This is a genomic window from Mesorhizobium monacense (assembly GCF_056781675.1).
The window spans coordinates 351,965-365,451 of sequence record NZ_CM165567.1 but is presented as its reverse complement, the minus strand read 5'-3'; the positions used below and the strand labels follow the sequence as shown (position 1 = coordinate 365,451).

Genomic DNA, 13,487 nt, shown 5'->3' with positions numbered 1-13,487 from the left:
CTATGAACGCGCCCCTCAACATCGCCATGCCCGCCGAGGCATCCGCAGCACCGAAGGCCTATCGGCTGCTGATCGACGGCAAGCATGTCGACGCTCGCGACGGCCGCACGCTTGAGCGCAAGAGCCCCGGCCATGGCTTCACCGTTTCGCACTATGCGCAGGCCGGCGAGGCCGAGGTCGAGGCGGCGGTGATCGCCGCGCACAAGGCTTTCGAGACCGGCCCATGGCCGCGTATGAAGGCTTCCGAGCGCGCCGCGATCCTGCTCAAGGCCGCCGACCTGATCGAAGCCCAACTGGAAAACATCGCCCGGCTCGACGCGCTGGAATCCGGCAAGCCGATCGCCCAGGCGCGCGGCGAGATCGGTGGCGCCGTCGACATCTGGCGCTATGCCGCCTCGCTCGCCCGCACGCTGCATGGCGAGAGCTACGCCAATCTCGGCGATGCCATGCTGGGCGTGGTGCTGCGTGAGCCAATCGGCGTGGTCTCGATCATCACGCCGTGGAATTTCCCCTTCCTCATCGTCAGCCAGAAGCTGCCTTTCGCGCTCGCTGCCGGCTGCACGGCGGTGGTCAAGCCGAGCGAGATGACCTCGGCCTCGACTTTCGTGCTCGGCGATATCCTGATGCAGGCCGGCCTGCCAAATGGCGTCGTCAACATCCTTGCCGGCCTCGGCGCCGATGTCGGCGCGCCGATGGTCAGCCATCCGCTGGTCGAGATGGTGTCGTTCACCGGCTCCACCCGCGTCGGCAAGATGACCATGGCCTCGGCGGCCAACTCGCTGAAGAAAGTGTCGATGGAGCTTGGCGGCAAGAACGGCCAGATCGTCTTCCCGGATGCCGACCTCGAGGCGGCCGCCGACGCAGCGGTGTTCGGCGGCTTCTTCAACGCCGGCGAATGCTGCAACGCCGGCAGCCGGCTGATCGTGCATGAGGCGATCGCCGATGACTTCCTCTTGGCGGTCAAAGCGCTCACCGCCAAGGTGACCGTCGGCGATCCGCTTGATGACCGCACCAAGGTTGGTGCGATGATCTCGTCCGACCATCTCACCAAGGTAGCCGGCTATGTAACGGCGGCAGCAGGCGAAGGCAGCAGCGTCTACAGCGGAGGCAAGCAGCTGGCGTCCAATGCCGGCCAATACCTCGACCCGACCATCATTCGCGGCGTCACCGAAGACATGGCGATCGCGCGCGAAGAAGTGTTCGGCCCGGTGCTTTCCGTGCTGACTTTTGAATCGATTGAAAAGGCGTTGCACATCGCCAACAACACGCCCTATGGTTTGTCGGCAGGCGTGTGGAGTGCCAGCATCGACACCTGCATGTCGGTGGCGCGGAATGTGCGTTCGGGGACCGTTTGGGTGAACACGTTCATGGAAGGTTATCCCGAACTGCCTTTCGGCGGCTACAAGCAGTCCGGTCTCGGACGCGAACTCGGCAAACGCGCCGTCGAGGACTATACCGAGGAAAAGACAATCCAGTTTCATCGCGGCCAGCGCACCGGATGGTGGGTCGGCTGAGTTGGGAGACCCCGGCGGACATCCGCCGGTTATGTGTATGCAACAAGGGAGGAAGTACATGTTGCGCAAACTGCTTATCGGAACGGCTCTTGCGTCGAGCTTTGTGTTCTCGGCGCATGCCGAGGACGTCAAGGAAGTGCAGATGCTGCATTGGTGGACGTCGGGCGGCGAAGCGGCTGCTCTGAACGTCCTCAAGGAGGATCTGTCCAAGGAAGGCTTTGCTTGGAAGGACGTGCCGGTGGCCGGTGGTGGCGGCGACGCTGCCATGACCGCGCTGAAGGCGATGGTCGCGGCCGGCAATTACCCGACCGCCTCGCAGATGCTCGGCTACACCGTGCTCGACTATGCTGCCGCCGGCGTCATGGGCGACCTCACCGAGACCGCGAAGAAGGAAGGTTGGGACAAGTCGGTTCCGGCCGCCCTGCAGAAATTCTCGGTCTATGATGGCAAGTGGGTCGCGGCTCCGGTCAACGTCCATTCGGTCAACTGGCTGTGGATCAACAAGGCGGTGATGGACAAGATCGGCGGCACCGAGCCGAAGACCTTCGACGACTTCGTGGCATTGCTCGACAAGGCCAAGGCGGCGGGCGTCATCCCGCTCGCGCTCGGCGGCCAGAACTGGCAGGAAGCCACCATGTTCGACTCGGTCGTGCTGTCGACCGGCGGACCTGAGTTCTACAAGAAGGCCTTCAACGATCTCGACGAAGAATCGCTGAAGTCCGACACGATGAAGAAGTCGTTCGACAACCTCGCCAAGCTGGTCACCTTTGTCGACCCGAACTTCTCGGGCCGTGACTGGAACCTCGCCACCGCCATGGTCATAAAGGGCGATGCGCTGGTTCAGGTCATGGGCGACTGGGCCAAGGGCGAGTTCAACGCTGCCAAAAAGACTCCGGGCACCGACTTCCTCTGCTATCGCTTCCCGGGCACCGACGGCAGCGTGATCTACAACTCCGACATGTTCGGCATGTTCAACGTTCCGGACGACCGCAAGGCCGCCCAGGTCGCGCTGGCCACCGCCACGCTGTCGAAGAGCTTCCAGTCGGCCTTCAACGTCGTCAAGGGTTCGGTCCCGGCCCGTACCGACGTGCCTGACACCGACTTCGACGCTTGCGGCAAGAAGGGCATGGCCGACCTGAAGGCTGCCAATGACGGCGGCACGCTGTTCGGCTCGCTGGCCCAGGGCTATGGCGCACCGCCGGCTGTCGCCAATGCCTACAAGGACGTCGTTTCGAAGTTTGTCCACGGTCAGATCAAGACCTCGGACGAGGCCGTGACCGAGCTGGTCAAGGCGATCGACGACGCCAAGTAAGGCATTTGCCACTTGAAAGGATCTTCCCCGCGCAAGCGGGGAAGATCCCCCGACGCAGGGTTTGAGGCTGCTTTGATCGGCGCATTCGGGCGCCGGCAAGCCTCCGCACGAACCGGTACTGGATGATCCAATGAGCACGGTTGCCGAAACCAAGATCAAGCTGACGCCGGAGCACAATGCGCGCCCCAGCGCTTCCGTCCGCTCGCGGCTGCAGGACGCGCTGCCGAAGATCGTGCTCGCGCCGAGCTTTGCCGCCACTGTCATCTTCGTCTACGGCTTCATCCTGTGGACTATCTATCTGTCCTTCACCAACTCCAAGACCTTCCCGTCCTACGCCATCACCGGGCCGCGCGCCTATCAGCGGCTGTGGCGCTGGACCTTCGAGAGCGACCCGCCATCGAGCTGGTACACCTCGATCACCAATATGGGCATTTTCGGTTTTCTCTACATCTTCATCTGCCTGGCGCTCGGCTTGTTCCTGGCCATCCTGCTCGACCAGAAGATACGCGGCGAAGGCGTCTTGCGGCCGATCTATCTTTACCCAATGGCGCTGTCCTTCATCGTCACCGGCGTCGCCTGGAAATGGTTCCTCGATCCCGGCCTCGGCCTCGAGCAGACGCTGCACCAGTGGGGCTGGACGAGCTTCCATTTCGACTGGATCAAGAACAAGGATTTCGTCATCTACACGGTGGTCATCGCCGGCGTCTGGCAGGCTTCCGGCTTCATCATGGCGATGTTCCTGGCCGGCCTGCGCGGCATCGACGGCGAGATCATGAAGGCGGCGCAGATCGACGGCGCCACCACCTTCCAGCTCTATCGCCGCATCGTCATTCCGCTTCTGCGGCCGGTGTTCCTGTCGGCCTTCATCGTGCTCGCGCACCTCGCCATCAAGTCCTACGATCTGGTGGTGGCGCTGACCAGCGGCGGGCCGGGTGGTTCGGCCTGGCTGCCGTCGAATTTCATGTATGAGTTCACCTTCAAGCGCAACGAGATGGCGGTCGGCTCGGCCAGCGCCGTGATCATGCTGATGACCATCACCGCGATCATCGTGCCCTATCTCTATTCCGAGCTCAGGGAGAGACCGCGATGAGCGCCGTCACCTCACCTGCCCGCGAGGCCAGCACCGGCATCAGCGCCAGGACCGTCAACCGCATCGTCATCTACGGGCTGCTGGCGCTGTTCGCGCTGTTCTACCTGATGCCGCTTTTCGTCATGCTGGTGACCTCGTTCAAGACCATGGACGAGATCCAGAACGGCAACATGCTGGCGCTGCCGCAGTCGCCAACTCTTGAGCCGTGGTTCAAGGCCTGGGGCGAGACCTGCGTCGGCCTGACCTGTGCCGGCATCAAGGGTTACTTCTGGAACTCCATCAAGATGGTGGTTCCGGCGGTGCTGATCTCGACTCTGCTCGGCGCCCTCAACGGCTACGTGCTGACCAAGTGGCGCTTCCGCGGCCACACGCTGGTCTTCGGGCTGATGCTGTTTGCCTGCTTTATCCCGTTCCAGTCGGTGCTGCTGCCGATGGCGACGATCCTCGGCAGCCTCGGCCGTTTCGGCGTGACGTTGCAGAATTCGACCGGGTTCTCGTTTGGGCTCGGCAACCCGACGGTCAATCTCGTCTTCGTCCACGTCGTCTACGGTCTCGGTTTCACCACGCTGTTCTTCCGCAACTATTACGAGGCCTTCCCGACCGAACTGATCAAGGCGGCGCAGGTCGACGGCGCCTCCTTCTTCCAGATCTTCCGGCGCATCATGCTGCCGAACTCGATGCCGATCTTCGTCGTCACCGTCATCTACCAGTTCACCAACATCTGGAACGACTTCCTGTTCGCCTCGGCTTACGCCGGCACCGGTGACGCCATGCCGATGACGGTGGCGCTGAACAACGTCGTCAACACCTCGACCGGCGTCGTCGAATACAATGTCAACATGGCGGCGGCGATGATCGCCGCCCTTCCCACCCTTCTCGTCTACGTCGTCGCCGGCCGCTATTTCGTGCGCGGGCTGATGGCCGGCGCGGTCAAAGGATAATCTGATGGCTTTTCTGGAAATTGATGGGCTGAGGAAGCGTTTCGGGACGGTCGAGATCCTGAAGGGCATCAATGTCGAGCTCGAAAAGGGCGGCTTCCTGGTGCTGGTCGGACCGTCGGGTTGCGGCAAGTCCACGCTGCTCAACACCATCGCCGGGCTGGAAAACATTACCGAGGGCGAGATCCGCGTCGACGGCCGGGCGATCAACGATCTCCACCCGTCCAAGCGCGACATCGCCATGGTGTTCCAGAGCTATGCGCTCTATCCGAACATGACGGTGGCCGGGAACATCTCCTTCGGCATGGAGATGCGCGGCGTGCCGGCCGATGAACGCCAGAAGGCGATCGACAAGGTGGGCAAGGTCTTGCAGATCGGCCATCTCCTGCAGCGCAAGCCGAGCCAGCTTTCCGGCGGCCAGCGCCAGCGCGTCGCCATGGGCCGGGCGCTGGTGCGCGACCCGAAACTGTTCCTGTTCGACGAGCCGCTCTCCAACCTCGACGCCAAGCTGCGCGTCGACATGCGCATCGAGATCAAGCGCCTGCACGCCACCACCGGCACGACGATCGTCTACGTCACCCACGACCAGATCGAGGCGATGACGCTGGCCACCAAGATCGCCGTGATGCGCGACGGCGAGGTGCAGCAGTTCGGCACCCCGGCCGAGATCTACAACAACCCGACCAACATCTTCGTCGCCGACTTCATGGGTTCGCCGGCCATGAACCTGGTCCCGGCGACGATCGGCGGCAATGGCTCTGGTTTGTCAGTGGTCTTGCAACGCGACGGGCGCGAGCCGATCTCGCTATCGATGGCCAATGCGCCGGCGGGCCTCTCGGCTTTCCGGGACAAGCCGATCATCTTCGGCGTTCGCCCGGAAGCGCTGACCGATCCGGAAGGCGCCGAGCGCAATGCCTCGAACATCGCCACCGCCGATTGCCATATCGAGGTGATCGAGCCGGCCGGCTCCGATACCTTCGCCGTCACCAATCTGGGTGGCAAGGCCGTGGTGGCGCGGCTGCGCGCCGATGCCAACATCCAGCCAGGCACGGTGACGCCCCTCGCCTTCAACCTGACCAAGGCAGTGTTCTTCGATCCGGCGACCGAGAAGCGCATTCTCTGACGGCCATGGCAAACCCGGATATCGTCATCATCGGCTCCGGCATTGGCGGCGCCACGATCGCCTCCGGCCTTGCCGGCAGCGGCGCTTCGATCCTGATGCTGGAGCGCGGCGAGAAGCTCCCGGCGACGCCCGAGACGCGCGACACCCGCGCCATCTTCGTCGACGGCCACTACCGGCCGAAGGAGATGTGGCGCGAAGCCGGCGGTGCTGCCTTCAATCCGGGCAACTACTACTATGTCGGCGGCAATTCGAAATTCTATGGCGCGGTGCTGATCCGCTACCGCAAGGAAGATTTTTCCGCCATGGAGCATTTCGGCGGCGTCTCGCCCGCCTGGCCATTTTCCTACGAGGAATTCGAGCCCTGGTATTCGAAAGCCGAACAGCTGTTTCGCGTGCGCGGCACGCTGGGCGAGGATCCGACCGAGCCCTTCCACTCGATCCCTTACGCCTTCAAGCCGGTGCCCGACGAGGCGCCGATCGCCCGCGCCCGCGCCGAACTCAAGAACCTCGGCCTGCATCCCGCCTCGCTGCCGCTCGGTGTCGACATTGACGCCTGGCTGAAGGACGGCAAGACGGGCTGGGACGCTTTCCCCAACACCGGCCAGGGCAAGATCGACGCGCAATCAGGCCCGCTGACGGCGGCACTGACGGACACCACCGTCCGGCTCGAGACCGGCGCTTACGTCGAATATCTTGAAGCCTCGGCTGATGGCAAAACCATCGCCGCTGTCCACTTCCGCCAGAACGGGACGCTGAAGAAAGTTTCGCCGAAGCTGGTCATCCTGTCGGCCGGCGCGGTCAATTCCGCCGTCATCCTGCTGCGCTCGCCCAATGGCAAGGGAGGCGGCAAGGGTCTCGCGAACTCTTCCGACCAGGTCGGCCGCAACTTCATGAACCACAATTCGAGCGCGATGCTGGCGATCGATCCGCGCCGCCGGAATACATCCGTCTACCAAAAGACGCTGATGCTGAACGACTACTATCTGTCCGACGGCAAGGGCGGCAAGCCGCTCGGCAACGTCCAGCTTCTCGGCAAGATCGACGGCAACATGCTCAGGGCGAACGTGAAACTGGCGCCGAAATTCGCGCTGGACTTCATGGCCGGCCACGCCGTCGACTGGTACCTGATGTGCGAGGATCTGCCCGATCCCGAAAGCCGCATCATGGTCGACGGCAAGGACATCGTCATGCAATGGCGGCGCTCCAACATGCAGTCGCTGGAAGGCCTGACCAAGGTGATGCGCGAAAACTTCCGCGCCTGCGGCTATCCGATCATCCTGTCTCGTCCCTTCGACAAGCGCACCCCGTCGCATCAATGCGGCACCGTGAAGATGGGGGACGACCCCACGACATCGCCGCTCGATCCGTTCTGCCGCGCCTTCGACCACCGGAATCTGTTCGTCGTCGACGCCGGCTTCCTGCCCAACTCGGCAGCGGTTAACCCCGCGCTGTCGATCGCCGCCCAGGCACTGCGCGTCGCCGACCATATCCGCAAGACGGATCTCGCCGCATGACCCGCCCGGCGGCCATCGTCACCGGCGGCGCGCGCGGCATTGGGCTGGCCTGCGCCGAAGCGCTTGCCGATGCCGGATTCGACATCCTCGTTGCCGACCTCGCCGAAGAGGCCGACGAAGGGCTTACCGCCAACATCGCCGCGCGTGGCGCGAAGTTCGCCTATGTCCGCTGCGACATCGCCGACCTTTCTGCTCACGCCACGGTCGTCGATGTTGCGAAGCGCGCCTTCGGCCGCATCGACTGCCTGGTCAACAATGCCGGTATCGGCGCCGTGGTACGCGGCGACCTGCTGGAGCTGAAGTCGGAGAATTTCGACCGCGCGCTCGGCATCAATCTGCGCGGCACCGTCTTCCTCAGCCAGGCCATTGCCAAGGCGATGCTGGCGTCACCTGGCGGCCATCCGAAATCGATCATCACCATCACCTCGGTCAGCGCCGAGATGGCCTCGCCGGAACGTTCCGACTACTGCATCTCCAAAGCTGGGCTTTCGATGTGGGTGAAGAATCTGGCGCTGCGGCTCGCTGCCGAAAACATCGGCGTGTTCGAGCTGCGGCCCGGCATCATCCGTACCGACATGACAGCAGGCGTCGCCGCCAAATACGACAAGCTAATCGACGGCGGGCTGGTGCCGGCAAAACGCTGGGGCGAGGCAGGTGACATCGGCGCCGTGGTGGCCGCACTTGCCGGCGGTAGGCTCAGCTTTTCCACCGGCTCGATCATCAATGTCGACGGCGCGCTGTCGGTGCCGAGGCTCTGAACGGATGAGACCATGACCGACTACATCATCGTTGGCGCCGGCCCGGCCGGTTGCGTTCTGGCCAACCGGCTGAGCGAGGATCCGGCGAATTCGGTTCTGCTGCTGGAAGCAGGTGGCAAGGACTGGCATCCGCTGATCCACATGCCGGCGGGCTTCGCCAAGATGACCAAGGGCATCGCCTCCTGGGGCTGGTCGACCGTGCCGCAGAGAAACATGAAGGACCGCGTCTTCTGGTACACGCAGGCCAAGGTGGTCGGCGGCGGCTCCTCCATCAACGCCCAGATTTACACGCGCGGCAACGCCCGCGACTATGACGCCTGGGAGAAGGAAGAAGGCCTTGCCGGTTGGGGCTATCGCGATGTGCTGCCCTATTTCAAGCGGGCCGAGAACAACCAGCGCTATGCCAACGACTTTCATGGCGACCAGGGCCCGCTCGGCGTGTCCAACCCGATTTCGCCGCTGCCGATCTGCGAGGCCTATTTCCGCGCCGGCCAGGAGATGGGCATCCCCTTCAATCCGGATTTCAACGGCATCAGCCAGGAAGGCGTCGGCTACTACCAGCTGACCCAGAAGGATGCGCGGCGCTCATCCGCCTCGGTCGCCTATCTGAAGCCGATCCGCGCCCGCAAGAACCTGACGGTCAGGACCGATGTGCTGGTGACGCGCATCGTCGTCGAGAAGGGCCGTGCCATCGGCGTCGAGATCGTCGACAGGCCCGGCGGCGAAAAGACAATCCTGCGCGCCGGCCGCGAGGTGATCGTCTCCTCCGGTGCCATCGGCTCGCCCAAGCTTCTGATGCAGTCGGGCATCGGCCCGGCCGATCACCTGAAGTCGGTGGGCGTGACGCCGGTGCATGATTTGCCTGGCGTCGGCTCCAACATGCAGGACCACCTCGACCTGTTCGTCATCGCCGAATGCACCGGCGACCACACCTACGACAACTACGCCAAGCTGCACCGCACGGCGTGGGCCGGCCTGCAATATTTGCTGCTGAAGAAAGGCCCGGTGGCCTCCAGCCTGTTCGAGACCGGCGGCTTCTGGTACGCCGACCCGACCGCCGCCTCGCCCGACATCCAGTTCCACCTCGGCCTCGGCTCCGGCATCGAGGCCGGCGTCGAGAAGCTCAGGAACCCCGGCGTGACGCTGAACTCGGCCTTCCTGCGCCCGCGCTCGCGCGGCACGGTGCGGCTGAAGAGCGCCGATTCGGCCGACCACCCGCTGATCGACCCGAACTACTGGTCCGATCCCTACGATCGCGACATGTCGATCAAAGGCCTGAGGCTGGCACGCGAGATCATGCGCCAGAAGGCGCTTCAACCTTACGTGCTGCGCGAGGTGCTGCCCGGCCCTACCCTGCAAAGCGACGACGACCTGTTCGACTATGCCTGCCGCATGTCCAAGACCGATCATCATCCGGTCGGCACCTGCCGCATGGGCCATGACGACATGGCCGTGGTGACACCCGACCTCAGGCTGCGCGGCATCGACGGCTTGCGCGTCTGCGACGCCTCGGTGATGCCACGCGTGCCCTCCTCCAACACCAATGCGCCGACCATCATGGTTGGCGAAAAAGGCGCCGACCTGATCCTCGGCCGCGAGCCGCTGGCACCGGCTGTTTTCTCAGGAAACCGCGCGGCGTAGTCGAAGGGATAAAAGAATGATCAGGCACTGCGTCTTCGTCAAATTCCGCAGCGATGTCGCCGACGCCGAGCGCGCGGCGATCCACGCCGATCTCGAAGCGCTGCGCTGGGCGATCGATGGCATGGACGTGGTAAAATTCAGCGCCAATGTCAGCCCCGAACCTTTTGCACGCGGCTTCTCGCACGGCTTTACCATCGACTTCCGTGACGCCGCCTGCCGCGACGCCTATCTGGTGCACGAGTCGCATCAGCGCGCCGGCGCCCGGCTGGTCGCGGCGCTCGAACGCGGCACGGATGGCCTGATGGTCTTCGATCTGGAAATCTAGAACCAATTCTCAGGCCGCGTGCCAAACCGGCCGACGGCTGACACCGGTCACCAATGCGGGTCTCGTCGCGCCTTCCTGTCATTCCAGGCGGCGTTCGATCACATGAGCCGCGCGAAAAAGTGACCACCGGCCTTACGCAAACTGGCCGATAGTTCCTCGCATCCGTGAAGATGGAAGGAGGAACAATTTGCCCCTTAATTCGCAGCAGAAGAAAACCGTGCTGGCGTCATTTCTGGGCTGGACGCTCGACGCCTTTGATTTCTTCCTTCTGACATTCCTGCTCACGGATATTGCAACTGAATTCCACGCTGACGTGCCGGCGGTTTCCAAGGCGCTGTTCCTGACACTGGCGACGCGCTTCATCGGCGCATTCTTCTTCGGCATGCTTGCCGACAAATATGGCCGCAAGCCCATCCTTATGCTCAACATCGTCAGCTATTCGGTGATCGGCGCACTGGCCGCCTTCTCGCCCAATCTCGGCATATTCCTGGCGTTGCGCGCCTTGTTCGGCATCGCCATGGGCGGTGAATGGGGGCTGGGCAGTTCGCTCGCCATGGAGTCCATTCCGCCCAGCGCGCGCGGCATGGTCTCGGGGATTTTGCAGTGCGGCTATCCGGCCGGCTACCTGCTGGCAGCGGTGGTCTATGGCTTGCTCTATCAGCAGACGGTCGGTGGCTATACGATCGGCTGGCGGGCCATGTTCCTGCTCAGCTTCGTGCCGGCGCTGATCGTCCTGTTCATCCGCTCGCATGTGCCGGAATCGCCGGCCTTCGTCGAGGCTCGGCAGCAGGCCAGGCCGGGGCTTCTCGAAACGCTGCAGAAGCACTGGGGCGTCGCCCTCTATGCGGTGGTGCTGATGATGTTCTTCAACTTCTTCAGCCACGGCACGCAGGATCTCTACCCGACCTTCCTGAAGAAGCAGCACGGCTTCGACCCGCACACGGTGAGCTGGATCACCATCGTCGCCAATATCGGCGCCATCGTCGGCGGCCTGGCGTTCGGCGCGCTGTCCGAGAAGATCGGCCGCGTCAACGCGATCACCCTGGCATGCCTGATCGCCTTGCCGTCGATTCCGCTGTGTGCCTACAGCACCACGCCCTTCATGCTGGCCATCGGCGCCTTCGTCATGCAGGTCGCGGTGCAGGGCGCCTGGGGCGTCATCCCGGTGCACCTCAACGAGCTTTCGCCCGGCGCCGTGCGGGCGACCTTGCCCGGCTTCATCTACCAGGCCGGCAATCTCGCGGCGTCCTATGGCGGCCCTTATCAGGCAGGGCTAGCGGAAGGTCCCGGCGGCAGCTACGGCTATGCGCTGGCGCTTTTCGCGGGCGCGGTCGCGGTCTGCATCATCGTCGTCATCCGCTTCAGCCCGGAGCGGCGTGGGCAGGTGATGACGGTGCTTGGCTAACCAAGCCTGAGCGCGACGACACCGGCGACGATGCTGAGCGCGGCGGCGCCGCGCCAGCCCGTCATCTTCTCGCCCAGCGCGAAGACCGAGATCAGCATCGCAAACAGGATCGAGGTCTCGCGCAGCGAGGCCACCGAGGCGATCGGCGCCTTGGTCATCGCCCACATGACGATCCAGTAGGCGGCACCGCTGAGCACGCCGGTGAAAAGTCCTGCCTTCCAGTCGCGCGCCAGCACCGGCAACGCCCGGCGGCCACGAAAGATGAGGCACAGCACCAACGCTCCAAAAGCGTCGCAGATGAACAGCCAGGCGGCATAGCTCTGTGCGGTGGCGGCCAGCCGTGCGCCACTGCCGTCCGACAGCGTGTAGCTGGCGATGAAGATCGATGTGCCGAGCGCAAAACCCACCGCGCGCAGATTGAGCCGCTCCAGATGCGCACCGCCGCGAAACGACATCACCAGCGTGCCGGCCGACAGCAGCACGATGCCGAGGATGGCAAGCGGCGCCGGCACCTCCTTGACCACCACCATGCCGCCGAGTGCGGCGAGTAGCGGCGCGGCGCCGCGTGCCAGCGGATAGGTCTGGGCAAAATCGCCGGCCCTGTAGGCGCCGATGAGGAAGGTCCGGTAGCCCATGTGGAAGATCACCGAGGCGATGATGTAGGGCCACACTTCGGCCCTGGGCACCTCGACGAAAGGCAGCACCACCAATGCCGCCGCGCCCATGCCGAGCGTCATCAGCGTGATCGACAGGAAGCGGTCGAGATGCACCTTGACCAGCGCGTTCCAGATCGCGTGCAGGGCGGCGGCGGCAAGCACCGCGAAGAAGACGAACAAGGTCATCGCTGCCTCATCCGCCTCCGGCCACAGCAGTGGCGAGTGGCGCCTCGAGGTCGATGTCGACCCGCAGCGGAAAATGGTCGGAGGCGAGCTCGCCGATATCAGCGCTGACCGAGCGCACGCGATCCGCAAACATGCCGCCGACGAAGCAATGGTCCAGCCGGCGCTTTGCCACCTTGCCGTCGATCGTCTTCACATGGGTATGGAAATCCGACACCGGCTCGGCGGCAACAGCGGCGGCATCGACGAAGCCGTCGAGATAGGCTGCCCCGCGATGGTAGGGCGTGCTGCCGACGATGCGCCGGTATTCGGCGCTCCCGGGCTCCATGTTGAAATCGCCCAGCCAGATCGCCGCCAGCGGGTTTTCCGGCTCGCGCTCGCCATTGCTCCAGTTGCGATCAGGCTCATCGTCGGCGCCGCTCCACGGGCCGCCATCGGACGGCGCCCGGCGATGTTCGGCCAGCAGATAGTCGATCTGCTCCAGACGCTCCTCGGCAGCGATGTGGGCAAGATGCAGCGACAGAACCCGCACCGGACCGGCGGGGGTGCGGATCATGCATTCGAGCGCCGCATTGCGGGTGTTGAGCGGCCGCAGCGTGCGGCGCATCGGCAGCGCATGCAGGCGTGACCAGACGATCGGCAGCTTCGACAGCACCATGGTGCCGAACTGCCGGCGGCGGCTGACGACGCGGCCGTCGCGTTCCTGGCTGGCATCCATGTCGAAGGCCGGGCCATAGACCCAATGATAGCCGGGCAGCAGCCGGGACAGGATTTCCGGCTGGTCGTCCTCGTTGCTCCGCAGCCAGTGCCGCTCCACCTCCTGCAACGCGATGATGTCGGCGCCTGCCACCACCTTGGCACAACGTGCGAGATCATAGCGGCCGTCGCCGCCGAAGCCGTATTGGATGTTGTAGCTGACGAGCTTCATTGCTTATCCGGCTCAGTTTCGTGATGGCAGTAGCGGTTCGGCGAAAGCCTTGCAATGGACCGCACCGACGCCGGGGCTAGGCCAGATGTGTGCAGCGCTC

At 64.0% G+C, this 13,487-nt stretch carries 12 protein-coding genes; 10 read left to right on the top strand and 2 right to left on the bottom strand.

Annotated elements, in window-relative coordinates:
• The first annotated feature begins 2 nt into the window (after positions 1-2).
• The 10 genes from AC1RUK_RS01705 to AC1RUK_RS01660 all read left to right on the top strand — a co-directional run bounded on the left by AC1RUK_RS01705 (position 3) and on the right by AC1RUK_RS01660 (position 11,620).
• Positions 3-1,514, top strand: a complete 1,512-nt coding sequence (locus AC1RUK_RS01705; RefSeq protein ID WP_481837030.1) for an aldehyde dehydrogenase family protein — start codon at positions 3-5, stop codon at positions 1,512-1,514.
• A 58-nt stretch (positions 1,515-1,572) separates the two neighbouring features.
• A complete protein-coding gene (locus AC1RUK_RS01700; protein ID WP_436173387.1) occupies positions 1,573-2,826 on the top strand; it encodes an ABC transporter substrate-binding protein in 1,254 nt (417 codons plus the stop codon).
• Between the two features lie 130 nt (positions 2,827-2,956).
• On the top strand, positions 2,957-3,916 hold the full coding sequence (locus tag AC1RUK_RS01695; RefSeq protein WP_006199491.1) for a carbohydrate ABC transporter permease: 960 nt from the start codon (positions 2,957-2,959) through the stop codon (positions 3,914-3,916).
• On the top strand, positions 3,913-4,857 hold the full coding sequence (locus AC1RUK_RS01690; RefSeq protein ID WP_006199492.1) for a carbohydrate ABC transporter permease: 945 nt from the start codon (positions 3,913-3,915) through the stop codon (positions 4,855-4,857). The genes AC1RUK_RS01695 and AC1RUK_RS01690 overlap by 4 nt, the downstream gene beginning before the upstream one ends.
• Before the next feature lie 4 nt (positions 4,858-4,861).
• Positions 4,862-5,977 carry an ABC transporter ATP-binding protein gene (locus tag AC1RUK_RS01685; protein WP_481837031.1) on the top strand — a complete coding sequence of 372 codons (1,116 nt, stop codon included), beginning with the start codon at positions 4,862-4,864 and terminating at the stop codon, positions 5,975-5,977.
• A 5-nt stretch (positions 5,978-5,982) separates the two neighbouring features.
• Positions 5,983-7,491 (top strand): GMC oxidoreductase, encoded by a 1,509-nt coding sequence (locus AC1RUK_RS01680; protein ID WP_481837032.1) that lies wholly within the window; start codon positions 5,983-5,985, stop codon positions 7,489-7,491.
• Complete coding sequence (locus AC1RUK_RS01675; RefSeq protein WP_481837033.1) at positions 7,488-8,249, top strand: 3-ketoacyl-ACP reductase; 762 nt, start codon at positions 7,488-7,490, stop codon at positions 8,247-8,249. Before AC1RUK_RS01680 ends, AC1RUK_RS01675 begins: the two co-directional genes overlap by 4 nt.
• Positions 8,250-8,261: 12 nt before the next feature.
• The gene (locus AC1RUK_RS01670) at positions 8,262-9,890 is read left to right on the top strand and encodes a GMC family oxidoreductase (RefSeq protein WP_481837034.1); all 1,629 of its coding nucleotides are present in this window, start codon (positions 8,262-8,264) and stop codon (positions 9,888-9,890) included.
• Positions 9,891-9,906: 16 nt separating this feature from the next.
• The gene (locus AC1RUK_RS01665) at positions 9,907-10,215 is read left to right on the top strand and encodes a Dabb family protein (protein WP_481837035.1); all 309 of its coding nucleotides are present in this window, start codon (positions 9,907-9,909) and stop codon (positions 10,213-10,215) included.
• Positions 10,216-10,402: 187 nt separating this feature from the next.
• A complete protein-coding gene (locus tag AC1RUK_RS01660; RefSeq protein ID WP_481837036.1) occupies positions 10,403-11,620 on the top strand; it encodes an MFS transporter in 1,218 nt (405 codons plus the stop codon).
• Here the strand turns inward: AC1RUK_RS01660 and AC1RUK_RS01655 are convergent.
• Both AC1RUK_RS01655 and AC1RUK_RS01650 read right to left on the bottom strand, forming a co-directional pair.
• Positions 11,617-12,462, bottom strand: coding sequence for an EamA family transporter (locus AC1RUK_RS01655; RefSeq protein WP_481837037.1), 846 nt, complete (start codon positions 12,460-12,462; stop codon positions 11,617-11,619). The genes AC1RUK_RS01660 and AC1RUK_RS01655 overlap by 4 nt on opposite strands.
• 7 nt (positions 12,463-12,469) lie before the next feature.
• A complete protein-coding gene (locus AC1RUK_RS01650; RefSeq protein WP_481837038.1) occupies positions 12,470-13,387 on the bottom strand; it encodes an endonuclease/exonuclease/phosphatase family protein in 918 nt (305 codons plus the stop codon).
• Positions 13,388-13,487 lie beyond the last annotated feature (100 nt).

What these genes read in the sequence shown, in the direction of transcription:
- AC1RUK_RS01700 (WP_436173387.1), top strand. Translation starts at nt 1,573, where the DNA reads ATGTTGCGCAAACTGCTTATCGGAACGGCTCTTGCGTCGAGCTTTGTG.
- AC1RUK_RS01690 (WP_006199492.1), top strand. Translation starts at nt 3,913, where the DNA reads ATGAGCGCCGTCACCTCACCTGCCCGCGAGGCCAGCACCGGCATCAGC.
- AC1RUK_RS01695 (WP_006199491.1), top strand. Translation starts at nt 2,957, where the DNA reads ATGAGCACGGTTGCCGAAACCAAGATCAAGCTGACGCCGGAGCACAAT.
- AC1RUK_RS01705 (WP_481837030.1), top strand. Translation starts at nt 3, where the DNA reads ATGAACGCGCCCCTCAACATCGCCATGCCCGCCGAGGCATCCGCAGCA.
- AC1RUK_RS01665 (WP_481837035.1), top strand. Translation starts at nt 9,907, where the DNA reads ATGATCAGGCACTGCGTCTTCGTCAAATTCCGCAGCGATGTCGCCGAC.
- AC1RUK_RS01675 (WP_481837033.1), top strand. Translation starts at nt 7,488, where the DNA reads ATGACCCGCCCGGCGGCCATCGTCACCGGCGGCGCGCGCGGCATTGGG.
- AC1RUK_RS01650 (WP_481837038.1), bottom strand. Translation starts at nt 13,387, where the DNA reads ATGAAGCTCGTCAGCTACAACATCCAATACGGCTTCGGCGGCGACGGC.
- AC1RUK_RS01655 (WP_481837037.1), bottom strand. Translation starts at nt 12,462, where the DNA reads ATGACCTTGTTCGTCTTCTTCGCGGTGCTTGCCGCCGCCGCCCTGCAC.
- AC1RUK_RS01685 (WP_481837031.1), top strand. Translation starts at nt 4,862, where the DNA reads ATGGCTTTTCTGGAAATTGATGGGCTGAGGAAGCGTTTCGGGACGGTC.
- AC1RUK_RS01680 (WP_481837032.1), top strand. Translation starts at nt 5,983, where the DNA reads ATGGCAAACCCGGATATCGTCATCATCGGCTCCGGCATTGGCGGCGCC.
- AC1RUK_RS01670 (WP_481837034.1), top strand. Translation starts at nt 8,262, where the DNA reads ATGACCGACTACATCATCGTTGGCGCCGGCCCGGCCGGTTGCGTTCTG.